This window comes from Hymenobacter aquaticus (genome assembly GCF_004765605.1).
Lineage (GTDB): Bacteria > Bacteroidota > Bacteroidia > Cytophagales > Hymenobacteraceae > Hymenobacter > Hymenobacter aquaticus.
In genome coordinates this window covers 1,113,609-1,134,652 of record NZ_SRLC01000001.1, presented here as the reverse complement: position 1 = coordinate 1,134,652, position 21,044 = coordinate 1,113,609, and the positions used below count along the sequence as shown (strand labels likewise).

The following is a 21,044-nucleotide window of genomic DNA, read 5'->3' as shown; positions in this document are numbered from 1 at the left end:
AACTTCCCCTTTTGCTTCTATTTGGTCTGGGTATTCTACCGCCCACGGCAGCCACTGCCCAGAACAAGCTGTCGAGCACCAACACCAAAGCCAAAAGCCTGTACGATAAGGCCCAGAGCCAGGCCCGTGACCGGCAGTTCGAGAAGGCTATTGAAACGCTGACCGTCCTCAACCAGAAGTTCCCGTCCCTGGGTGAGCCCTACGTGATGAAAGGCTCCCTGCTGAAGGCCATGGGCGAAAACCGGGGGGCGTTTGAGGCCTACCGCGACGGACTCACCAAGCTGCCGCTCGACCCGGCCCGGTCCCTGGACTACTACACGCTGGCCGACCTGGCCATGAGCTTCGGCGACTACCCCACGGCCGGCGACAACTACAAGCGCTTTATCAAAACGGCTCCGAAAGGCCAGCGCTTCGTATTCCGGGCCCAGCGGCAGCTGCTCAACTGCGAGTTTGCCGTGAAGGCCATGGCCAGCCCCGTCGGTATTGAGCCCACGCGCCTCACGGAGCCGATGAACACCTTCCGCTACCAGTACTTCCCGGCCCTGACGGCCGACAACCGGTTTCTGGTGTACACGGCCCGGCCCACGGTGCAAAGCAACGAGGATCTGTTCATTGCCAAGCAAAACAAGGATGGCTCCCTGGGCAACCCCGTGTCGATTTCGCCGGCCATCAACACCAGCTACAACGAAGGCGCGGGCTCGATTTCGGGGGACGGCAAGACGCTGGTATTCGCTTCCTGCGACCGGCCCAACGCCGTGGGCAACTGTGACCTGTACATTTCGCGTCGGACCGGCAATGCTTGGAGCAAGCCCCAGAACCTGGGCCGCAACGTCAACTCGGTGGAGTGGGACTCCCAGCCCACGCTGTCGGCCGACGGCCGCACCCTGTATTTCACCTCCACCCGCCGGGGCGGCAAGGGCCAGGAAGACCTCTACGTGACGACCCTGCAGGACGACGGCACCTGGAGTCTGGCCCGCAACCTGGGCGAGCCGGTCAACACGCCCGGCAAGGACATGGCCCCCTTCATCCACGCCAGCGGCACCACGCTCTACTACGTCACCGATGGGCTGGTGGGCATGGGTGGGCTGGACGTGTTCCGGTGCGAGCTGCAGGCCGGCAATAAGTGGAGCGACCCGCAGAACCTGGGCTACCCGCTCAACACGTTCGAAAACGAAGCCTCCCTGTTTATTTCCTCCGACAACCGCCGCGGCTTCTGTTCCCGCTCCCGGGCCCCGGAAGTGGGCGTGAAGGCCGAGCGGGACCGGCCCGTGGAGCTGTTTGCCTTCGAGGTGCCCCAGCCCGTGAAAGCCCGCGAAACCAGCACCTACACCCAGGGCCGGGTCTTCGATGCCATTACCAAAAAGCCCATCAAGGCCGATGTGCAGCTGTTCGACCTGCTGACCGATGAGCTGACCCAGTACGTGACTTCCGACTCCGAAGACGGCGACTATACCGTGGTCCTCAACGAGGGCCGGCAGTACGCCATGTACGCCGTGGCCGACAAGTACCTGATGAAGAGCCTGAGCTTCGACTATTCCGACAAGCGCGCCTTCGACCCGCTGACCCTGGACATCTACCTGGAACCGCTGCGGGCCGGGCGCAGCATCGTGCTCAACAACCTGTTTTTCGATACCAATCAGTTTGATCTTAAGCCTACTTCGCGCACCGAGCTAAACCGCCTGATTCAGTTTATGCGGCAATACCAGGACGTGCAGGTCGAGGTATCGGGCCACACCGATGACGTGGGCGCCGACGCGGACAACATCACCCTGTCGCAGAACCGGGCCCGTGCCGTCTATAACTACCTGATTGAGCACGGGGTGAAAGCCACCCGCCTGCGCTACAAGGGGTACGGCGAAACCAAACCCCTGGCCCCCAACGATTCGGAAGCCCACCGCCAGCAAAACCGGCGGATTGAGCTGAAGATCCTATAAGGCTCGACGGCTAAGAAACCGACTGAACCTGGTAGCGCTGCTGCCAGGTTTTTTTATTGGAGTATGTCTTTGTCGTAGGATTATTACTTGCCTCATCATGAGTCTATTAGTGAATTATCATGAAAGTACTTGAATAAAATAATCATAAATAATCTTTGTATTATTAAATAATATAATTTATGTTTGGCTATACTTCCAGGGGATAGACCGGAACGGGCAAATCAGAAATCGGCCCATTCTTATCGGTCAAATCTTACTGGTCGTTTTCGCCGCTCATTCACTTCACTTCTTATCACACTCTTTCACCGTTATGAAAAAAATCTATCTTTTCGCTTTGCTGGCCCTGGGCGTGCAAAGTGGAGCTGTTGCTTCCAACGACACGGATGGCCCCGCCGCCCTGCAGGCCCGCGCTACTTCCCTGACGCGCGCTATGGCGGAAAAGGCCCGCCTCGACGAAGGCCAGTACCTGAAGGTGAAGCAGCTCAACCTACGGATGCTGACGGAAGTAGACGACCTGAAAGTCCGCTTCGCTGCCGATCCGGCCATTCTGGACCAGCAGCTGGCCACTGCTCAGTCGCGCTACGAAGCCGAGCTGGCATCCGTGCTGCGCCCCGCTCAGTTTGCCGTGTACCAGCAGTCACGCACCAGCATGACGGCACTGGGAGGCCGCTAGGAACTGCCTACCACATAAAAAAGCCTGCGACTAGCAGGCTTTTTTATGTGGCTTACCACTCGGGTGCAGTGCCCATACTGCGGGTGCAGCCCGGTATTCCATTGCAATCAGGCCATAACTTGTGTTTTTATATTTATTGCAAAACAGGTATTTTTTTGGGTTTATTCAATTGAAATGTCTATATTCATATAGATATTGTAAGTATTGAAGGTGCTGACTAGCAAGTGCCTACGATACCACCAACGCCTGCCTGTTCTCCGCATCCCACCATCTCAACCACGTTCACCATCATGAAAAAGATTTACCTTTTTGCCCTGCTGGCGGGGCTTGCCCTGCCCACGTTGGCGCAGGCCGGCAGCGGCGACGAAACGGCCCTGAAAGGGCGCGCCGCAGCACTTACGAAGCGCATGTCGGAAACGGCCAAGCTGGATGAAGGCCAGTACTTAAAAGTGAAGCAGCTCAACCTGCGGATGCTCAGCGAAGTCGCCGAGGTGAAAGCCCGTTTCAGCGGCAGCCCGGCCCTGGATGAGCGCATGGCCGAAGTGCAGATGCGCTACGAGTGGGATTTGGCTTCCATTCTGTGGCCCCGGCAAATGGCCGCTTACACCCAGTCGAAGCTGAGCGTGACGGCCTTCAACGGCCGCTAACCAGCAGTGCATGCTGCTGGCCCTGCCTGGGTAGGGCACAAAGAAAAGGACCCGCCTTGCAGCGGGTCCTTTCTTGTATTGGCACGTTACGCAGCTTACGAGCGTTGCTCGATGCCGACGTAGTCGCGCTCCAGCTCGCCGGTGTACACCTGCCGGGGACGGCCGATGGGCTCCTTGTTTTCGCGCATCTCTTTCCACTGGGCAATCCAGCCGGGCAGGCGGCCCAGGGCAAACATCACCGTGAACATCTCGGTCGGGATGCCGATGGCGCGGTAGATGATGCCGGAGTAGAAGTCAACGTTCGGATACAGCTTACGCTCAATGAAATACTCGTCGGTGAGGGCCGCCTGCTCCAGCTCCTGGGCAATCTTCAGCAGCGGGTCGTTGATGCCCAGCGCGGACAGCACTTCGTCGGCGGCCTTCTTGATGATCTTGGCGCGGGGGTCGAAGTTCTTGTAGACGCGGTGCCCGAAGCCCATCAGACGGAACGAGTCGTTTTTGTCTTTGGCCTTGGCAATGAACTTGCTCGTGTCGCCGCCGTCCTTCTGAATAGCCTGCAGCATTTCCAGCACTTCCTGGTTGGCACCGCCGTGCAGCGGGCCCCACAGGGCGTTGATACCGGCCGAAACCGAGCCGTAGAGCGAGGCGTTGGCCGAGCCCACCAGGCGCACGGTCGAGGTAGAGCAGTTCTGCTCGTGGTCGGCGTGCAGGATGAGCAGCTTGTTGAGGGCCGACACGATGCGCGGGTCGATTTCATACTTCTCCGTGGGGAAGCTGAACATCATGTACAGGAAGTTGGCGCAGTAGTCGAGGTCGTTCCGCGGATAGTTCAGCGGATGGCCCATGTTGTTCTTGTAGGTCCAGGCGGCAATGGTCGAAATCTTGGCCATGAGACGGATTACGTTCAGGTCAATTTCTTCCTTGCTCAGATCCGGCGACACGCTTTCGGGGTAGAAGGCGGTCAGCGAGCAGATCAGGCTGCTCAGGATGGCCATGGGGTGGGCCGCCGAGGGGAAGCCGTCGAAAATCTTGCGCACGTCTTCGTGCACGAGGGTGTGCTTGGTAATCTGGTGGCTGAAGTCGTCGAGCTCGGCCTGGGTGGGCAGCTTGCCGTAGATCAGCAGGTATGCTACTTCGATAAAGCTGGACTGCTCGGCCAGCTGCTCAATCGGGTAGCCGCGGTAGCGCAGGATGCCTTCCTCGCCGTCGAGGAACGTAATGGCGCTTTTGGTAGCTCCCGTGTTTTTGTAGCCCGAATCGATAGTGATGTAACCGGTCTGGTCACGCAGCTTGGCAATGTCAATTGCCTTTTCGTGTTCGGTGCCCTCGGTGACGGGGAAGGAGTAGGACTTCCCGTCGAGGATCAGTTCAGCAGACTCTGCCATAGGACTGGGTTAGAGAGGTGGTTGCGGGGCGAAACTAAAGAATAAGAAAGTGCGGGAGAGAAACACTAGTACTACAGCTTGCCCCAGGGTGTTGTTTGGATACAAAACGGCTCAGTGCGGGCCGCCGCGCAAATTACGCCCTAGAAGGGTTAGATTCTACTATTCGGGAAAAGTTACTTACGAACCAGCCTGCGGGGCGGGGTTTTCGGAGAAAAAGCCGGCGTGGCCCAACCCTAAGTACCCCAAAACGGTTGGATAGCCCATCAGCACAATCCCGGTAGCCGGGCTGCAACCTATACGGTATGAACTACAATCAGTTGGGTAAATCCTCAATTCAGGTCAGCGCCGTCAGCTTCGGCTGTATGTCTTTGGGGCCCGAGCACGCGGCCAACGCCGCGCTGCTGCACCGCGCCCTGGACGCGGGCATCACCCTCTTCGACACGGCCGACCTCTACGACCGGGGCGAGAATGAAATAACCGTGGGCAAGGCCTTCCAGGGCCGGCGGCAGGACGTGATTCTGGCGACCAAAGTCGGCAACCAGTGGCGGCCCGACGGCAGCGGCTGGGACTGGAACCCCACGAAAGCCTACATCCTGCAGGCCGTGGAGCAGAGCCTGCGCCGGCTGCAAACCGACTACATCGACCTCTACCAGCTCCATGGTGGCACCCTGGAGGACCCGATAGACGAGACCATTGAAGCCTTTGAGCTGCTTCAGGCGCAGGGCAAAATCCGGGCGTACGGCATTTCCTCGATTCGGCCCAACGTGATTCGCGAGTACGTGCGCAAGTCCAACATTGCCAGCGTGATGATGCAGTACAGCGTGCTGGACCGGCGGCCGGAGGAAAGCTGCCTGGAACTGCTGCGTGAGCACCAGATCAGCGTGCTGGCGCGGGGCAGCTACGGGCAGGGCTTATTGGCGGGTAAGCCAGGTAAGCCTTACCTGAATTACTCCGCTGAGGAAGTGGCGCGCGCCGCCGCCGTCGTGCGGCAGGTCGCGGAAAGAGTTGGCTCAACGGCCGAAGTAGCCGTGGGTTTCGTGCTGGCCCAGCCCGTCGTGGCTTCCGCCGTGTTGGGAATCCGCACCGGCGAGCAGCTTGCTGATGCCATTAGGGCGGCCCAACGCTCCCCGCTATCCACCGAGCAGCTCCAAACGCTACGGCAGGCGTTGCCGGCCAACCGGTACGAGCAGCACCGCTGAGGCACCGCCTACTTGCCGATGCAGAACTGCGTAAAGATGCTGGTCAGAAGGTCGTCGGAGGAAATTTCGCCGGTGATTTCGCCCAGGGAAGCCAGGGCCTGGCGCAGGTCGGCGGCCAGCAGCTCGGTGCCGGTGCCGGCCTCAATGCCCACGAGCACCGCGTCGAGGGCCTGGTTGGTTTGCTCCAGGCTGCGGGCGTGGCGCAGGTTGGTCACGATGGTGATCTGGCCGGTGCGGTCGAGGCCTTCGCCGCGCACTTTCAGCAGCAGGGCTTCGCGCAGCTCGTCGAGGCCGTCGCCGCGGGCGGCGGCGATGAGCAGCACGTCGGGCTGATTCTGGAAGGCTTCGATTTCGGGGTCGGAAGCTACGTCGAGCTTGTTGCCGACGGCCAGCACCGGAATGCGGCGGCCGGGGTTCAGGGCTTCAATCTCGGCTTCAAGCTCCGGGGGCGTTGTACTCGTAATATCAAACAGATAAATCAGCAAGGCCGCCTGGGTAACGCGCTTCCTGGTGCGCTCCACCCCGATGGATTCGACCACGTCGGCGGTGTCGCGCAGGCCGGCCGTATCCACGAAGCGGAAGCGGATACCCTCGATGCTGACCTCGTCCTCAATCAGGTCGCGGGTGGTGCCGGCCACGGCCGAGACGATGGCGCGCTCCTCGTTGAGCAGGGCGTTGAGCAGGGTCGACTTGCCCGCGTTGGGCCGGCCGGCAATAACGGTGGTGACGCCGTTCTTGATAACGTTGCCCAGCTCGAAGGAGCGCAGCAGGCGACGAACCAGGGTCTGCACCTCATTCAGGAGCTTGACCAGGCCGGTGCGGTCGGCAAACTCCACGTCTTCTTCGCCAAAGTCGAGCTCCAGCTCCAATAACGCGGCAAACTGCACCAGCCGGCCGCGCAGCTCGCGCAGCTCCTGCGAGAAGCCCCCGCGCATCTGCTGCAACGCCACTTGGTGCGACAGGGCCGAGTCGGCGGCAATCAGGTCGGCTACGGCTTCGGCCTGGGCCAGGTCGAAGGCCCCGTGCAAAAAGGCGCGCTTCGTGAACTCGCCGGCTTCGGCCAGGCGGGCGCCGCGGCGGGTGAGCAACGTCAGAATCTGCTCGACGATGTAGTCGGAGCCGTGGCAGCTGATTTCGACCACGTCTTCCCGCGTGTAGGAGTTGGGCCCTTTGAAGAGCGACACGACGACTTCGTCCAGAATGCGGGCCCCGTCGCGAATGGTGCCGAAGTGCAGGGTGTGGCTGGGCTGGGTTTGGAGTTTTTTGCCGACAAACACGGCGTCGGTTAGGGCAATGGCCTCGGGACCGGAGAGGCGGAGCATGGCAATGGCCCCGGAGCCGGGTGGCGTGGAAAGGGCAACGATGGTATCGGAAAGCGCGGGAGGAAGCGGAAGAGCCACGGGCAAGCAAAGAAGTGAAGCTGCAAAGGTACGCAACCCGGCAGGGTTGCGAGGCGCAAGTCAGTAGGGTGAACTTTAGCTGCGCTGACCTTCGGTTGTAGTTCGCGGGCCAGAACGACCACCGTTGCTGCGGCGCGGGGCAGGCGAACTACACCGTTCGCGCTCCGGCCTAGCCCGTAACGAACAGGTTGCGGCTGACTTCGGCCGAAATCAAGGTGGTTTTGTTTTTGTTGACTTTGATTTCCAGAGAATTGTCAAAGCTGACTTTGTCCAGAACTTCAAGGTGGGCACCCAGGCACAGCCCGACTTTATCCAGGTACTGCAGAAAGGAGGCCGAGGTATTTTTGACGGCTACCACGGTGCCGAAGTCGCCGGGGGTGAGGTCGGCCACGAGGCGGTTCTGGGGCCGCAGGATGGCGCCTTCCTCCGTCGGGATAGGGTCGCCGTGGGGGTCGGTTTGCGGGAAGCCCAGAAACTCGTCGAGGCGGCGCACCAGCAGCGGGGACTGAATGTGCTCCATTTCCTCGGCCACCTCGTGCACCTCATCCCAGTTGAAGCCCAGCTTCTGCACCAGAAATACTTCCCAGAGCCGGTGCTTGCGGATGGTGAGCAGGGCCAGGCGCCGGCCCTCGGGCGTGAGCGACACGCCCCGGTAGCGGGTGTAGTTGAGCAGGCCCTTCTCGCCCAGGCGGCGCAGCATATCCGTCACGGAGGCGGCCCGGGTTTGCAGCACCTCGGCAATGCGGTTGGTACTCACTTCCTGGCCGGGTTCGGCTTCGGACAGCTTGAAAATGGCCTTCAGGTAGTTTTCCTCGGTGTAGCTGGGCAAGACGGGCGGGGTTAGGGCCCAAAATTAGGAATTATGGGCGCAAGTTGGCGCATGCCGGCCAAACCGGAAGTTTCCCCACCGACGACTAAGGCCGGGTAAGGCAGCCGCTCCGGTCGGAACCGCCGGGATGGTAGCTTATTCGTCTTGCCCCCAGGCCACTGCGCTGCCGGCCTTTGCCGTGCCACTGCCGGGCGGCACCACCAGCCAGGAAAAGCTGAACAGGCAGGAGTGCCGGCCGGGGGCATGGTTCGGGGCGAGGTATAACAACGAATTTTCAACCATCTGCTCGGCTTCGGAGTTAATACCACCAAGCTACTGGCCGCTCCTGAGCGCCGCCCTATAGTTTGTACCCCTCTGATTCATCTTTGCCAAACCCAACCCCATGATCCAAACCAAAGCCTACGCCGCCCAAAGCCCCACCACCGACCTTGCTCCCTGGAACTTCGAGCGCCGGGAAGTGGGTTCCCACGACGTGCAGATTGATATTCACTACTGCGGCGTGTGCCATTCCGACCTGCACCAGATCCGCAACGAGTGGTTTCCCGGCATCTTTCCCATGGTGCCCGGCCACGAAATCGTGGGCCGCATCACCAAGGTCGGCGACCATGTCAAGAAATTCAAAGTAGACGACCTGGCCGGCGTGGGCTGCATGGTCGACTCCTGCCAGGTGTGCTACAACTGCCAGGACGGCCTGGAGCAGTACTGCGTGGAAGGCAACACCCAGACCTACAACAACCTCGGCCGCGACGGACAGCCCACCTACGGCGGCTACTCCAACACCATCGTGGTGCGCGAGGAGTTCGTGGTGGGCATCTCGGCCAAGCTCGACCTGGCCGCCGTGGCCCCGCTGTTGTGCGCCGGCATCACCACCTACTCGCCGCTGCGCTACTGGAAAGTAGGCAAGGGCCACAAGCTGGCCGTGGTGGGCCTGGGTGGCCTGGGCCACATGGGCGTGAAGTTCGGCGTGGCCTTCGGAGCCGAAGTCACCGTGCTCAGCACCTCGCCCTCCAAGGAGCAGGATGCCCGCGCCCTGGGCGCCCACAACTTCGTGGTAACCTCCGACGCCGAGCAGCTCAAGGCCGTGCAGGGGAGCTTCGACTTCATCCTGGACACCGTCGCGGCCGACCACGACGTGAATATGTACCTCTCGCTGCTCAAAACCAGCGGCACCCACATTCTGGTAGGCGCCCCGTCCAAGCCGCTGGAAGTGCCGGCCTTCTCGCTGATTCCCGGCCGTAAGAGCGTGGCCGGCTCCACCATCGGCGGCATTGCCGAAACCCAGGAAATGCTCGACTTCTGCGCCGAGCACGGCATCGTGTCCGACATCGAGCTGATCGACATTAAGGACATCACCGGGGCGTATGAGCGGATGCTGAAAGGCGACGTCCGCTACCGGTTCGTCATTGATATTGCCACGCTGTAGACTCTCGGGTCGACCCACAAAAAAACCGCGGAGCCACCAAGTGGCTCCGCGGTTTTTGTTTGTTCAGGCTGCGGCTATAAGCAGTTTTACCACTTAATCAGGGCGGAGGCCCAGGTGAAGCCCGAGCCGAAGGCGGCCAAGCACACCAGGTCGCCGCGCTTGATTTTGCCTTCGCCCACGGCTTCGCTCAGGGCAATCGGCACGGAGGCGGCGGTGGTGTTGCCGTAGCGCTGAATGTTGCTGTAGATCTTGTCGTCGGTGAGCCCCATTTTCTGCTGCACAAACTGGGTGATGCGCAGGTTGGCCTGGTGCGGAATCAGCATGTCGATGTCCTGGGGCTGGTAGCCGTTCTGGTCGAGGGCCTCCTTGATAACCTGCGGGAAGCGGACCACGGCGTGCTTAAACACGTTTTGCCCGTTCATGTAGGGGTACATGTCCAGCTCGTTGTCCACCACGTACTGCACGCGGTTGTTGCGGTTCGAGCCGGGCTCCTTCACAATCAGCTCCTCGGCATGCTCGCCCTGGGAGTGCAGGTGGGTGCTCAGAATGCCGTGGCCTTCGCGGGTGCTGGGGCGCAGGACCACCGCGCCGGCGCCGTCGCCGAAGATAACCGAGACGCCCCGGCCGCGGGTGCTGATGTCGAGGCCGGACGAGTGGATTTCGGAGCCCACCACCAGCACGGTATCATACATGCCGGTTTTCACGAACTGGTCGGCCATGCTCAGGGCATACACGAAGCCCGAGCACTGGTTGCGCACGTCGAAGGCCGGAATTGGGTCCTTGATGCCCAGCTCCCGCTGCAGCAGCACGCCCGAGCCGGGGAAGAAGTAGTCGGGGGAGAGCGTGGCAAACACAATCATCTGCACGTCGTCGGGCTGGAGGCCGGCCATTTCCAGGGCCTTGCGGGCCGCGTTGGCGCCCATGTTGGCCGTGGTGTCTTTGCCTTCCTCAAACCAGCGCCGCTCCCGGATGCCGGTGCGCTCCTGAATCCACTCGTCGGTGGTTTCCATCAGTTCGGTGAGGTCGGCATTGGTGACGACGCGGGCGGGGACGTAGTGGCCGACGCCGGCAATTTCAGAATGACGCAGTGTGCTCATATCAAGAAGTGGGAATACGCAGAGGAAAAGGGGGCAGAAAAAGGGAGGCGAAGATAGGGAAATCAGGCGCTCATTGCCGTTAACGGCCGGCAAAGGTCGGCAGTTACCGGATACTATCCAGCAGCTGCCACAATTTTACGGCCTCCGACTGCCAAAAGGCGTCGGACGGAATGCCCCCGGGGTAAAAGCAGCTGGCCCGGAGCTGCCCAACAAACGCCGCCGGATCAAACGTTGCATCGAAGGCCACCACCAGCCCGGCCCCGTGCCGGGCCACGATGGGCTGCCAGTAGGCATTGGCCGGAATCAGCACGGGCAGGCCGTTGGCCAGGTACTCAAACAGCTTGGTGGGCACGCAGCGCCAGGTGCTTTCGTGGGAGCGGTAGGGCAGCAGGCCCAGGTGGCTCCGCTCGATTTCGGCCACGATGCGGGCGTGGGGCACCAGCGTGTCGCCGCCGATGAGCGTGACGCTGCCCCGGGCCGCGGCCACGGCCGCCCGCAGTAGGCTCAGCTGCTCGGGGCGCTGGCAGAACCCGATGAGGGTGAGGTGCACCCGGGGCCAGTGCTGCCGCAGCCGGGCCGTAAAGTCCAGCGCGTCGAACACGCCATTAAGCTCCGACAACGTGCCGGAATACAGCAGCCGCAGGGGCTCATCCGGGGCCGGCAGCCCGCGGGGCCGGGGCGGGGCCGCTGCGCCGGCCGGGGGCTGAAACTTGTTCTCCAGCACCACCGTGCGGGCCGGCAGCACGAAGGGTAGCTCCTCGGCGTAGCTGCGCTCCGCCAGAATAAGACCGGCCGCCTGCCCGGCGGCCCGGCTTTCGAGGCCGCGCACCAGCCGGGCCAGCAGCCCCCGCAGCCAGGCCGGGTACACGTGCTGGGTGCGGATGTTCAGCGCGTAGTTTTCGCGCACGTCGTAGAGAAACTGCCGCTGCCGCCCGCCGCCCAGCAGCTTCCAGAGCAGGGTGAGGGGCAGCAGCTCGGGGGCGTGTACCAGCACCACGTGGGGCCGCAGCCGCCGCAGCAGGCGCCAGTAGCGCCACTGGGCCGCCAGCCGCTGCCAGCTCAGGCGCGAGCCGTGCAGCAGGGCGTGAAACCGCAGATTGGCCGGCGCATCGGTGGGCGCGGCGGCCCGGCGGCCGGCAATGTGCACCACGTGGCCGGGGCGGCCCGCCAGCGTGCGGCCAAACTTGCCGTACATGCGCGTGTCGTCCAGCGGCTTCAGCACGGACGCTAAGAGAAAAATAGTCGGCTGCATCGTTGCGGCCAAAGATGCTAGTTTTGCACCAATCAATTTTTACAACCAATTCGCATGACTGAGCTCCGCACCCTGATAGAAGCCGCCTGGGACGACCGTTCCCTGTTGCAGCAAACCGCTACCACCGACGCTATTCACCACATCATCGAAGAGCTGGACAAAGGCCGCCTGCGCGTGGCCGAGCCCACCGCCGACGGCCAGTGGCAGGTGAATGACTGGGTGAAAAAGGCCGTTATTCTGTATTTCCCCGTCCAGCAGATGGAAACCATCGAGGTGGGCCCGTTTGAGTTCCGCGACAAAATGCGCCTCAAAACCGACTACGCCGGCCAGGGCGTGCGGGTGGTGCCGCCGGCCGTGGCCCGCTACGGGGCCTATCTGGCCGCGGGCGTTATCATGATGCCCAGCTACGTGAACATCGGCGCCTGGGTCGGCGAGGGCACGATGGTGGATACCTGGGCCACGGTGGGCTCCTGCGCCCAGATCGGGGCCGGTGTGCACCTGAGCGGGGGCGTGGGCATCGGCGGCGTGCTGGAGCCGGTGCAGGCCGCGCCGGTTATCGTCGAGGACGGGGCCTTCATTGGCTCGCGCAGCATTCTGGTCGAAGGCTGCCACATCGGCAAGGAAGCCGTTATCGGGGCCGGCGTAACCATCACCGGCAGCACCAAGATCATCGACGTGACGGGCCCCGAGCCCAAGGAGTACAAAGGCTACGTGCCGGCCCGCTCGGTGGTCATTCCCGGCTCCTACGCCAAGCAGTTTGCCGCCGGCGAGTACCACGTGCCCTGCGCCCTGATTATCGGCCAGCGCAAAGCCAGCACCGACCTCAAAACCTCGCTCAACGACACGCTGCGCGAGCATAACGTGGCCGTGTAGCGGCTACGTTCCGGCTGCCGCTCGGGCACAATCGGGCCCCGCGCGGCAACCGGGAGCTACTCAGAAACAGAAAAAGCACGGCGCAGGCCGTGCTTTTTCTGTTTCTGAGTGCCGGGTAGCGCTACGCTACCGACTTCTTCAGCTTGTCGCCAAACACGGCTTTCACCTTGTCGACCTTGCTCTTGACCACGAACTGGCAGTAGGGCTGCGAGCCGTTCAGGTTGTAGTAGTTCTGGTGGTAATCCTCGGCGGGGTAGAACACTTTCAGAGGCACGATTTCCGTCGTGATGGGCCGGTCGAAGGCGTTGGCCTCGGTCAGCTTCTGCTTGTACTGCTCGGCCAGGCGCTGCTGCTCCTCGTTGTGGAAATAAATGCCCGAGCGGTACTGGGTGCCCACGTCGTTGCCCTGCTGGTTGAGGGTGGTCGGGTCGTGGGTTTTCCAGAATACCTCCAGCAGCTCCTCGTAGCTGATAACCTGCGGGTCGTAGGTAACCTGAATAACCTCGTTGTGGCCGGTCAGGCCGCTGCATACTTCCTTATACGTCGGGTTGGCAATGCGCCCGCCCGTGTAGCCCGACACCACTTTCTGCACCCCGTTCAAGTTCTGAAATACGGCCTCGGTGCACCAAAAGCAGCCGCCGCCAAATGTGGCTTGTTCCATCATACTATGTCTAAAGTCCAAATCAAATACGCAATACTCTATAAGCGAATTTCAGCCCCGAAGGTTTCACGCCCGGCACTATTGCGCACTGCTCGAAGCGCAGGGGGGAAACAGGGCCGGAAACGGCCCGCTTCGAGAAGCGGCGGGCTCCACTACCTGTGAAAGCCCCCTGCTTCGAGAAGCGGAGGATTTTCGAAATACGTGCAGCGCCCCGCTTCTCGAAGCGGGGGCATTTTGGAACATGCGCAGGTGCCCGCTTCTCGAAGCGGGAGCATTCCTAACTATACGCAGCCTGCCGCTTCTCGAAGCGAAGGGGTTTTGGCGGTGGTGCAGCCTACCGCTTCTCGAAGCGGAGCCTAACCTGCAAAGCAAAAGCCCTCCCCGAGTTGGCGGGAAGGGCTTTGTTTGCTCGTAGCGCGGACTACACCGTTCGCGCTACGGGCTTACTTCTTGAACCGGTCGGCCACAATCAGGTCCTTGGTGCCGTGGCCCCAGCTATAGAATCCTTCGCCCGACTTCACGCCCAGGCGGCCGGCCATTACCATGTTCACCAGCAGCGGGCAGGGGGCGTATTTGGGGTTGCCCAGGCCCTCGTGCAGCACCCGGAGGATGGCCAGGCACACGTCCAGGCCGATAAAGTCGGCCAGTTGCAGCGGACCCATCGGGTGGGCCATGCCCAGCTTCATTACCGTGTCGATTTCCTCCACGCCGGCCACGCCCTCAAACAGGGTGATGATGGCCTCGTTGATCATCGGCATCAGGATGCGGTTGGCCACGAAGCCGGGGTAGTCGTTTACCTCGGTCGGGGTTTTGCCCAGCTGCCGCGAAATCTCCATGATGCGGCTCGTCACCTCATCGGAGGTAGCGTAGCCCCGAATCACCTCCACGAGCTTCATCACCGGCACCGGGTTCATGAAGTGCATGCCAATGACCTTGTCGGCCCGCTTGGTGACGGCCGCAATCTTAGTAATGGAAATCGAGGACGTATTGGAGGCCAGAATGGCACCCTCGGGCGCGTGCTGGTCCAGGTCGCGGAAGATCTGCAGCTTGAGGTCCACGTTTTCGGTGGCGGCTTCCACTACCAGCTCCACGCCGCGCACGCCCTCGGCAATGCTGGTGAAGGTGGTAATGCGGCCCAGGGTGGCCGCTTTGTCGTCTTCGCTCAGGCTGCCCTTGGCCACCTGCCGGTCCAGGTTTTTGCCAATCGTGCCCAGCGCCTTGTCCAGGGCCGGCTGGCTGATATCAATTAACGAAACCGGGAAACCATGCTGGGCAAATACGTGGGCAATACCATTGCCCATGGTGCCCGAGCCAATAACGGCGACATTCATCATGCGAAAGCGGAAAAGGAGGGTGGGAGAGAAAAAGCGCGTGCCGGTGGCGGCGGCCAAACCCCGCGTACGGCCCGCAAAGCTAACCTGAAATACCGGCCAGCCCAAGCCCGGAAGTGCCGCGCGGGGAGCAATTGCTAAAAAAACTGCACCAGATAAATAGTGCGCCAGTTGGCTGGAAAAGCGGTTTTAATCGTTGAGCTAAACCACGGATAATTAAATTTTTTAAACCCAATATATCCTTTTGCAAGGCCCCGCGTACAAATCCGCAAATCACCCTACTGGCAATTTGCAACTTTGTAAAACCGCCACGCCGCTGATTTGTTTTCTTCCTTCTTCTTTCCACTTCCTTCCATTCCAACCACCACCACCATGGGAAATCTGCTGTATATCATCGCCGTCATTCTGATCATCATCTGGGCCCTGGGCTTTTTCGGCGTACTCGGCGCAGGCATGGCGGGCAACAACCTGATTCACGTTCTGCTGGTAATTGCCATCATTGCCATCCTGCTGCGTGTTATCCGGGGCGGCCGGGTAGTCTAACTCCCCGCCTCTTTCTTTAGTCTGAAAAACAAAAAAGCGGCTCTCCCCAACGGGAGAGCCGCTTTTTTATGCGCTGAGCGGTGCCTTTTACTTCAAATCGAACAGGAAGCTGAAGCGAATCACGGGCTGCCCGTAGATGTCGTTGATGCCGTCGTTGAAGTTGTAGAGCAGGCTGATGTCGGCCGCGGCCCGCTCGCCGAGCTGCTGCCGGTAGCCGGCCCCGGCCAAGGGCGTCTGCACGATGGTGCTGCGCGTAATGAGCTGGGTGCCGGAGGCGTCCACGTCGGGGTACTCGGCGCGGGTTACTTCGTACTCGGCGTGCAGGAAAATGCCAATGTCCTGGAGCAGCATGTACTGGGCAAACACCTTCCCACCCAGGTTATTGGACGTGATGTTCTTGGGGTAGCCCCGCTGCTGCAAGTACTGCGAAAACCCGTAGTTGGTGTAGGAGTACGAAATGCCGGGCCCGATGGAAAACCGGTCGGTGACGCGGTAGCCGATGGCCGGGGCCAGGCTCAGGTTGAACTGACTCACGTCGCCGTTGGAGTTGTAGCCCAGGCCGAAGTTGGAGTACAGGAAAAACTTGCGAATTGGCTTAGGCTGCTCCGAGGCCCGGCTACCGGCCGGAAACTCCAGGCCCGAGGGCGAGCTGGTGCTGGGCCGGGCCGGGGGCAGGGGCTCGTTCACGGGCGGCGGAGCCGGCACCGGCACGGCCGGCCGCTCGGTGGGCTGCTGCGTCGGGCGGGGCGCGGTGGTGCCGGGCGGGGCCGTGTTCAGCTGGGGCTTGGCGCCGGGCGGGGCCGTGTTCAGCTGCGGCTTCGCGGTGGTACGGGTAGTATCCGTCTGGGCGTGCGCGGCGGGCGTTAGTCCCAGCACCGCGCCCCCCAGGGCCACCACAATCAGGAGTCTTTTCATAGAAGAAGATAACGCAGTTAGGACACAAGTTGGTATTTGCGCTGGCGCAGGGTTTTGATCTGGTCGTCGGCCAGGTATTCCTCGTAGGTCATGCGCCGGTCGATGATGCCGTCGGGCGTGAGCTCGATAATGCGGTTGGCCACGGTTTCCACGAACTGCAAGTCGTGCGACGAGAAGAGCAGCGTGCCCTGGAAGTCGCGCAGGGAGTTGTTCAGGGCCGTAATGCTTTCCAGGTCGAGGTGATTCGTCGGGTCGTCGAGCACCAGCACGTTGCCGCTTTCCATCATCATCTTGGAGAGCATGCAGCGCACTTTCTCGCCCCCGCTCAGCACGTTGCTTTTCTTCTGCGACTCCTCGCCCGAGAACAGCATGCGGCCCAGGAAGCCGCGGATGAAGCTTTCGTCCTTTTCGGTCGAGTACTGCCGCAGCCAGTCCACCAGGTTCAGGTCGGTATCGAAGAACTCGGCGTTTTCGCGGGGGAAGTACGAGGGCGTGATGGTCGTGCCCCACTTGAAGTCGCCGGAGTCGGCCTTGATCTGCTCAAACAGGATGTCGAACAGGAGGGAAGCGGCCCGGTCGTCGCGGCTGATGATAGCCACCTTGTCCTTCTTATCGAGCGAGAAAGACACGTTGCGGAACACCACCTGGCCTTCCACCGCCTTGCTCAGGTTCTCGACCGTGAGCAGCTGGTTGCCGGCTTCGCGCTCGGGCTTGAAGGCAATGTAGGGGTACTTGCGCGAGCTGGGCTTGATTTCCTCCAGGGTCAGCTTTTGCAGCAGCTTCTGGCGCGAAGTAGCCTGCTTCGATTTGGAGGCGTTGGCCGAGAAGCGGCGCACGAACTCTTCCAACTCCTTGCGCTTGTCCTCGGTCTTCTTGTTTACTTCCTGGCGCTGCTTGAGGGCCAGCTGGCTGCTCTCGTACCAGAACGAGTAGTTGCCGGGGTACATGGTAATCTTGGAGAAGTCCAGGTCGGCCATGTAGTTACACACCGCGTCGAGGAAGTGCCGGTCGTGGCTGACCACGATGACCGTGTTCTGGAACGAGTCGAGGAAGTTTTCCAGCCAGAGCACGGTTTCGGCGTCGAGACCGTTGGTGGGTTCGTCGAGCAGCAGCACGTCGGGGTTGCCGAACAGGGCCTGGGCCAGCAGCACCCGCACTTTGTCGGAGCCGCCCAGGTCGCCCATCAGCGTGAAGTGCTTGTCTTCGCCGATGCCCAGGCCGGAGAGCAGCTCGGCGGCCTCGTAGTCAGCGTTCCAGCCTTCGAGGTCGGCAAACTCGCCCTCGAGCTGGGCGGCCCGCTCGCCGTCGGCGTCGGAGAAGTCCGGCTTGGCGTAGAGGGCATCTTTCTCCTCCATCACCTTCCAGAGCTTGGTGTGGCCCATAATTACGGTCTGGAGCACGGGGTACTGGTCGTAGGCAAACTGATCCTGGCGCAGCACCGAGAGGCGGGCCCCGGCGGGCATGTCGACCGAGCCGGTGTTGGGCTCAATCTCGCCCGAGAGAATCTTCAGGAAGGTCGACTTGCCGGCCCCGTTGGCCCCGATCAGGCCGTACACGTTGCCGGGCAGGAATTTAATGGTTACGTCTTCGAACAGGATGCGCTTACCGTAGCGCAGGCTAACGTTGGAGGTACTGATCATATGCGGAAAAAAGCGAGGAAACGAGAACTACACCCGCCCGGAAGGCCGGTGAAAAAGACAATCGGAGAGCAAAAATAGACAAAATGCGCGGGGCATAATATTCTGCGGGCAGAGAGGCAGCTTCCCCGGCCGCCGGGCCCGTCCCCCGCGGCCGGAAAAAGCGGGCAGGAGCCGGAAAAAACGAATCGACGCACAACATCCTTACACAGAAACAAGTATATTCAATGCGGGTGCTTCAGAGCGCCGGCTGCCGGGCTTGTTGAACAGTGGCGGCGCGGTTGCAGTTCCGAAGCATTTGCGGTCTTCATCATACACTTTTACCCTTTCCTGTATATGAATAGCGTCACGCTCACCCCCGAAAGAAACGGTTTCCGCTATGGTCTTTTCACCGCTGGCGGAATGATTCTGTACTTCCTGCTGGCCTCGCTGCTGCACCTCACCGACCGGGTCGAGTTCAGCTTCCTCAACGGCGTGGTGCTGGCCATCGGCATCTGCATGGCCATTTCGCACTACAAGCACGTGCGCCACGACCGGATGCCCTACCTGCACGGCTTCGGCACGGGCATTATCACGTCCATCGTGGCGTCGGTAGCGTTTGGGCTGTTTTTCGTGATTTACACCGTGCTCAATCCCACCATCATGGACCAGCTGCGGGCCCGCGACCTGTTCGGGTTCGATCTGTCCGTTACCATTGCCTTTCTGGCTATTCTGCTGCAAAGCGTGATGTCGGGCGTGATTATCTCCCTGGTTGCCATGCAGTACTTCAAAAGCCCCGACCACAAGCCGCTCGAAGGCATTGAATAAGCTCGGGTATTAGCCTTAAAAAGCCGGTTCTGTACCCAGAGCCGGCTTTTTTTATGCCCGCAAACCAGCGGCTCAAGGAACTTAGCTAGCCGAAGAATATGTTGGTAGGAGAGTTGGAAGTTTGACTAAATGAATATATATTTGGATAAAATATATAAGTCGATTCGGGCCTCACAGAGAATTCCGGCTTGATTTACGTTCATGCAGTCATTCTTTCATGTGAATACTTTACCACCGCTCCCATGAAATACCTATTGCTCACCCTGACCTTATTCTTTTGCGTCGCGTTTTCCGCGCTAGCCCAGAAGAAAGACAAATACGCTGAAATGCCCGGTTCGGAGGAGGTATCCGAAGCCCGGGTAGCCGACCTGACCCGGCAGATGTGCAACCAGCTGCATCTGAACGAGGCGCAGTACATCCGGCTGCGGGCCGCCAACCGCATCAAGCTGGCCCGCCTCGACGAGATTCAGTGGCAGTACAAGGACAACGCCGCGCAGCAGCACGCCAAGCTGGCGGAGCTGGAGGCCCAGTACGAAGCCGAATGCAGCCGCATTCTGACGCCTTCCCAGCTGAGTATGTTCCGCAACCAGCAGCAGCACGACGACGTGCCCCGGCAGCCGGCTAACAACGAAGGCGGCCTGGGTTAAGCCAGCTCCGCCACCGTGCCCCCACGAAAAAGGCGCCCTTACTGGGGCGCCTTTTTCGTGGCTAGCCGGCCGGTCGGCTTACAGGCCCTTCGGCGGACGCTCGTAGAGCACCTCCGTGACGGTGCCGAGGGGGCCAAAGCGCAAAATCAGCTTGTTGGCCGCCGAGCGTTGGTGGCCTGGGTCGCACTGCAAGCCGGGCTCGAGGTAGTACAGGTAGATTTTTTCGGTTTGCTCGCTGAGCTCTTCCTCATCGGGGCGGCCGAACAGCGCGTCGATGTCGTCGGCGCGGGTGCCGTAGAGCAGTTCACGGTGCTGGAGCAGCGCTTTCAGCTGCCCGGCCCGCTCATTTTTGCAGGCGTACGGGTCACGACGCCAGGTTTCGGCCGCGAAGCCGGGGAGCTCCGGGAGGGAGTGGCCACAACTAAATAATAGAAAAGTGCAAAATATGACGGAGGCGGTGCGGAGTGCTGACATAGGCCGTGCCGGGAACTGCCGGCAAAAAAAGCGCGTTAGGGGCGACAACAGAAGGTGGTACTACAGCGCTAAAGTACTAGATTTGTACAGCCACGCTCGTGTCATCCCGCAATATTCGTCATTCTAGGCCTCTTTCAGCCCATGTTTACAACCCGGACTGCCTTCACGGGCTTACTGCTGACTACTCTTACGCTGCTGCTCTCTTTTACCGGCCCGAGTACGGCCGCTGATAATCCCGGCAACCCCGCCAAGCTTACGTTGGCTGCCAATGCCGCCGCCCGCAAAGCTTTTTATACCGCTGCCTTCGAGCAGCACGCTCTGCTAACCTACACGCAAAGCGGCCTGACGACCAGCGGCCTGTCGTTTCCGGTTTTCCGCGAAGCGCTGGTGGGCTACTACAACCTGCAGCAGCGCGGCCTGGCGTCGGCCGGCAAGTCCCTGCTCACCGTCATCGACTTCAGCCGCTCCAGCCGCCTCAAGCGCCTGTGGGTGCTCGACGTGAAAAAGCAGAAAGTGCTGTTTCATACCCTGGTAGCCCACGGTAAGAACACCGGCGAGGAGTTTGCCACCGCGTTTTCCAACGTGAACGGCTCGGAGCAAAGCAGCATCGGCTTCTACCTGACCGGCAACACCTACACCGGCAAGCACGGCCTTTCGCTGAAGCTGCAGGGTCTGGAAACGCGCTACAACAGCAACGCCGCCAGCCGCGCCGTGGTAGTGCACGGGGCCGAGTACGTGTGTGAGGAGTTTGTGCGCCAGCACGGCCGCCTGGGCCGCAGCCAGGGCTGCCCGGCCCTGCCCACCGACCAAGCCAGCGCCATCATTCGCGCTATCAAGGGCGGCTCGGTGATTTACGCCCACGCCCCGGCCCGGATTAACTACACCTCGTCGTTTCTGCAGCTCGACCCGGCCCTGACGGCTTTTGCCCGCACCCAGGGGCTGGCCAGCCTGTAAGAGTTGTTTGGGGCTATTTAGGGACTGTTTACTTAATAAAAAACCCAGCTGGATGGCTGGGTTTTTCGCTTTTATGGGGGTAGTATGGATACCCGGTGCTAGGCCCGGACGACGGCGGCTTTTACCAGGTTGCTGCCGGCCATGAAGAAAATCAGACCCACGGTGAAGGGCACCAGCGAGTTCATCTTGTTCAGGCTGATGCCGCCAAGCTGCAGAAATCCCAGGGCACCAATGATAATGCCCAAAATGGAACCGAATGTGCGTTTCTGATTTAGTATGAGGAGAGGTAAAAAGGCTTCAGGATGAAAAAGCTTCCCAGGTCGGAGCCGTCTTGGCCTGCTAGGGGTAGCGCAAGAGTAAGAA

At 60.9% G+C, this 21,044-nt stretch carries 22 protein-coding genes; 10 read left to right on the top strand and 12 right to left on the bottom strand.

What is annotated here, in order from left to right; all coding sequences use genetic code 11:
* Window positions 1-11: 11 nt before the first annotated feature.
* The 3 genes from E5K00_RS04560 (at window position 12) to E5K00_RS04550 (ending at window position 3,254) form a co-directional block, all read left to right on the top strand.
* Complete coding sequence (locus E5K00_RS04560) at window positions 12-1,934, top strand: OmpA family protein (protein ID WP_245328206.1); 1,923 nt, start codon at window positions 12-14, stop codon at window positions 1,932-1,934.
* 310 nt (window positions 1,935-2,244) lie between these two features.
* Window positions 2,245-2,607, top strand: a complete 363-nt coding sequence (locus E5K00_RS04555; protein WP_135462074.1) for a hypothetical protein — start codon at window positions 2,245-2,247, stop codon at window positions 2,605-2,607.
* 290 nt (window positions 2,608-2,897) lie between these two features.
* A complete protein-coding gene (locus tag E5K00_RS04550; RefSeq protein WP_135462073.1) occupies window positions 2,898-3,254 on the top strand; it encodes a hypothetical protein in 357 nt (118 codons plus the stop codon).
* Window positions 3,255-3,349: 95 nt separating this feature from the next.
* Here the strand turns inward: E5K00_RS04550 and E5K00_RS04545 are convergent, their stop codons facing one another.
* A complete protein-coding gene (locus E5K00_RS04545) occupies window positions 3,350-4,639 on the bottom strand; it encodes a citrate synthase (protein ID WP_135462072.1) in 1,290 nt (429 codons plus the stop codon).
* A gap of 302 nt (window positions 4,640-4,941) precedes the next feature.
* Between E5K00_RS04545 and E5K00_RS04540 the strand changes: the two genes are divergently transcribed.
* A complete protein-coding gene (locus tag E5K00_RS04540; protein WP_135462071.1) occupies window positions 4,942-5,838 on the top strand; it encodes an aldo/keto reductase in 897 nt (298 codons plus the stop codon).
* Between the two features lie 8 nt (window positions 5,839-5,846).
* On the opposite strand, the gene mnmE is transcribed toward E5K00_RS04540, so the two are convergent.
* Both mnmE and E5K00_RS04530 read right to left on the bottom strand, forming a co-directional pair.
* Window positions 5,847-7,238, bottom strand: a complete 1,392-nt coding sequence (gene mnmE, locus E5K00_RS04535; protein WP_135462070.1) for a tRNA uridine-5-carboxymethylaminomethyl(34) synthesis GTPase MnmE — start codon at window positions 7,236-7,238, stop codon at window positions 5,847-5,849.
* Window positions 7,239-7,407: 169 nt separating this feature from the next.
* Window positions 7,408-8,067 carry a metal-dependent transcriptional regulator gene (locus E5K00_RS04530; RefSeq protein ID WP_135462069.1) on the bottom strand — a complete coding sequence of 220 codons (660 nt, stop codon included), beginning with the start codon at window positions 8,065-8,067 and terminating at the stop codon, window positions 7,408-7,410.
* A 382-nt stretch (window positions 8,068-8,449) separates the two neighbouring features.
* Here E5K00_RS04530 and E5K00_RS04525 point away from each other — a divergent pair, with 382 nt between their 5' ends.
* The gene (locus tag E5K00_RS04525; protein WP_135462068.1) at window positions 8,450-9,490 is read left to right on the top strand and encodes an NAD(P)-dependent alcohol dehydrogenase; all 1,041 of its coding nucleotides are present in this window, start codon (window positions 8,450-8,452) and stop codon (window positions 9,488-9,490) included.
* An 86-nt stretch (window positions 9,491-9,576) separates the two neighbouring features.
* On the opposite strand, the gene E5K00_RS04520 is transcribed toward E5K00_RS04525, so the two are convergent.
* Window positions 9,577-10,587, bottom strand: a complete 1,011-nt coding sequence (locus E5K00_RS04520) for a 3-oxoacyl-ACP synthase III family protein (RefSeq protein WP_210114275.1) — start codon at window positions 10,585-10,587, stop codon at window positions 9,577-9,579.
* Window positions 10,588-10,690: 103 nt separating this feature from the next.
* On the bottom strand, window positions 10,691-11,809 hold the full coding sequence (locus tag E5K00_RS04515; RefSeq protein ID WP_135462067.1) for a glycosyltransferase family protein: 1,119 nt from the start codon (window positions 11,807-11,809) through the stop codon (window positions 10,691-10,693).
* Between the two features lie 84 nt (window positions 11,810-11,893).
* On the opposite strand from E5K00_RS04515, the gene E5K00_RS04510 reads away from it, so the two are divergent.
* Window positions 11,894-12,712 (top strand): 2,3,4,5-tetrahydropyridine-2,6-dicarboxylate N-succinyltransferase, encoded by an 819-nt coding sequence (locus E5K00_RS04510; RefSeq protein WP_135462066.1) that lies wholly within the window; start codon window positions 11,894-11,896, stop codon window positions 12,710-12,712.
* A 121-nt stretch (window positions 12,713-12,833) separates the two neighbouring features.
* Here the strand turns inward: E5K00_RS04510 and msrA are convergent, their stop codons facing one another.
* The 3 genes from msrA to E5K00_RS04495 all read right to left on the bottom strand — a co-directional run bounded on the left by msrA (window position 12,834) and on the right by E5K00_RS04495 (window position 15,065).
* Window positions 12,834-13,373 carry a peptide-methionine (S)-S-oxide reductase MsrA gene (gene msrA, locus E5K00_RS04505; RefSeq protein ID WP_135463662.1) on the bottom strand — a complete coding sequence of 180 codons (540 nt, stop codon included), beginning with the start codon at window positions 13,371-13,373 and terminating at the stop codon, window positions 12,834-12,836.
* A gap of 443 nt (window positions 13,374-13,816) precedes the next feature.
* Complete coding sequence (locus E5K00_RS04500; RefSeq protein ID WP_135462065.1) at window positions 13,817-14,707, bottom strand: 3-hydroxyacyl-CoA dehydrogenase family protein; 891 nt, start codon at window positions 14,705-14,707, stop codon at window positions 13,817-13,819.
* A 79-nt stretch (window positions 14,708-14,786) separates the two neighbouring features.
* On the bottom strand, window positions 14,787-15,065 hold the full coding sequence (locus E5K00_RS04495; RefSeq protein ID WP_135462064.1) for a hypothetical protein: 279 nt from the start codon (window positions 15,063-15,065) through the stop codon (window positions 14,787-14,789).
* A gap of 11 nt (window positions 15,066-15,076) precedes the next feature.
* Between E5K00_RS04495 and E5K00_RS04490 the strand changes: the two genes are divergently transcribed.
* Entirely contained in the window at window positions 15,077-15,247 is a 171-nt protein-coding gene (locus E5K00_RS04490) for a lmo0937 family membrane protein (protein ID WP_135462063.1), read from the top strand.
* 87 nt (window positions 15,248-15,334) lie between these two features.
* On the opposite strand, the gene E5K00_RS04485 is transcribed toward E5K00_RS04490, so the two are convergent.
* Both E5K00_RS04485 and E5K00_RS04480 read right to left on the bottom strand, forming a co-directional pair.
* The gene (locus E5K00_RS04485; protein WP_135462062.1) at window positions 15,335-16,162 is read right to left on the bottom strand and encodes a hypothetical protein; all 828 of its coding nucleotides are present in this window, start codon (window positions 16,160-16,162) and stop codon (window positions 15,335-15,337) included.
* Between the two features lie 17 nt (window positions 16,163-16,179).
* Complete coding sequence (locus E5K00_RS04480) at window positions 16,180-17,802, bottom strand: ABC-F family ATP-binding cassette domain-containing protein (RefSeq protein WP_135462061.1); 1,623 nt, start codon at window positions 17,800-17,802, stop codon at window positions 16,180-16,182.
* 333 nt (window positions 17,803-18,135) lie between these two features.
* On the opposite strand from E5K00_RS04480, the gene E5K00_RS04475 reads away from it, so the two are divergent.
* Both E5K00_RS04475 and E5K00_RS04470 read left to right on the top strand, forming a co-directional pair.
* On the top strand, window positions 18,136-18,606 hold the full coding sequence (locus E5K00_RS04475) for a DUF4199 domain-containing protein (protein WP_262710055.1): 471 nt from the start codon (window positions 18,136-18,138) through the stop codon (window positions 18,604-18,606).
* A 242-nt stretch (window positions 18,607-18,848) separates the two neighbouring features.
* The gene (locus tag E5K00_RS04470) at window positions 18,849-19,253 is read left to right on the top strand and encodes a hypothetical protein (RefSeq protein WP_135462059.1); all 405 of its coding nucleotides are present in this window, start codon (window positions 18,849-18,851) and stop codon (window positions 19,251-19,253) included.
* Window positions 19,254-19,331: 78 nt separating this feature from the next.
* Here the strand turns inward: E5K00_RS04470 and E5K00_RS04465 are convergent, their stop codons facing one another.
* Window positions 19,332-19,727, bottom strand: coding sequence for a hypothetical protein (locus tag E5K00_RS04465; RefSeq protein WP_135462058.1), 396 nt, complete (start codon window positions 19,725-19,727; stop codon window positions 19,332-19,334).
* Between the two features lie 141 nt (window positions 19,728-19,868).
* Between E5K00_RS04465 and E5K00_RS04460 the strand changes: the two genes are divergently transcribed.
* A complete protein-coding gene (locus tag E5K00_RS04460) occupies window positions 19,869-20,681 on the top strand; it encodes a murein L,D-transpeptidase catalytic domain family protein (RefSeq protein WP_135462057.1) in 813 nt (270 codons plus the stop codon).
* Window positions 20,682-20,779: 98 nt separating this feature from the next.
* Here E5K00_RS04460 and E5K00_RS04455 read toward each other — a convergent pair whose 3' ends face one another.
* Window positions 20,780-20,926 carry a hypothetical protein gene (locus E5K00_RS04455; RefSeq protein WP_245328205.1) on the bottom strand — a complete coding sequence of 49 codons (147 nt, stop codon included), beginning with the start codon at window positions 20,924-20,926 and terminating at the stop codon, window positions 20,780-20,782.
* Window positions 20,927-21,044 lie beyond the last annotated feature (118 nt).

Bases quoted from the DNA above. Each gene is read 5' to 3' on its own strand.
- E5K00_RS04555 (WP_135462074.1), top strand. From the start codon at position 2,245: ATGAAAAAAATCTATCTTTTCGCTTTGCTGGCCCTGGGCGTGCAAAGT.
- E5K00_RS04550 (WP_135462073.1), top strand. From the start codon at position 2,898: ATGAAAAAGATTTACCTTTTTGCCCTGCTGGCGGGGCTTGCCCTGCCC.
- E5K00_RS04545 (WP_135462072.1), bottom strand. From the start codon at position 4,639: ATGGCAGAGTCTGCTGAACTGATCCTCGACGGGAAGTCCTACTCCTTC.
- E5K00_RS04540 (WP_135462071.1), top strand. From the start codon at position 4,942: ATGAACTACAATCAGTTGGGTAAATCCTCAATTCAGGTCAGCGCCGTC.
- E5K00_RS04525 (WP_135462068.1), top strand. From the start codon at position 8,450: ATGATCCAAACCAAAGCCTACGCCGCCCAAAGCCCCACCACCGACCTT.
- E5K00_RS04520 (WP_210114275.1), bottom strand. From the start codon at position 10,587: ATGAGCACACTGCGTCATTCTGAAATTGCCGGCGTCGGCCACTACGTC.
- E5K00_RS04510 (WP_135462066.1), top strand. From the start codon at position 11,894: ATGACTGAGCTCCGCACCCTGATAGAAGCCGCCTGGGACGACCGTTCC.
- msrA (WP_135463662.1), bottom strand. From the start codon at position 13,373: ATGGAACAAGCCACATTTGGCGGCGGCTGCTTTTGGTGCACCGAGGCC.
- E5K00_RS04500 (WP_135462065.1), bottom strand. From the start codon at position 14,707: ATGATGAATGTCGCCGTTATTGGCTCGGGCACCATGGGCAATGGTATT.
- E5K00_RS04490 (WP_135462063.1), top strand. From the start codon at position 15,077: ATGGGAAATCTGCTGTATATCATCGCCGTCATTCTGATCATCATCTGG.
- E5K00_RS04485 (WP_135462062.1), bottom strand. From the start codon at position 16,162: ATGAAAAGACTCCTGATTGTGGTGGCCCTGGGGGGCGCGGTGCTGGGA.
- E5K00_RS04480 (WP_135462061.1), bottom strand. From the start codon at position 17,802: ATGATCAGTACCTCCAACGTTAGCCTGCGCTACGGTAAGCGCATCCTG.
- E5K00_RS04475 (WP_262710055.1), top strand. From the start codon at position 18,136: ATGAATAGCGTCACGCTCACCCCCGAAAGAAACGGTTTCCGCTATGGT.
- E5K00_RS04470 (WP_135462059.1), top strand. From the start codon at position 18,849: ATGAAATACCTATTGCTCACCCTGACCTTATTCTTTTGCGTCGCGTTT.
- E5K00_RS04465 (WP_135462058.1), bottom strand. From the start codon at position 19,727: ATGTCAGCACTCCGCACCGCCTCCGTCATATTTTGCACTTTTCTATTA.
- E5K00_RS04460 (WP_135462057.1), top strand. From the start codon at position 19,869: ATGTTTACAACCCGGACTGCCTTCACGGGCTTACTGCTGACTACTCTT.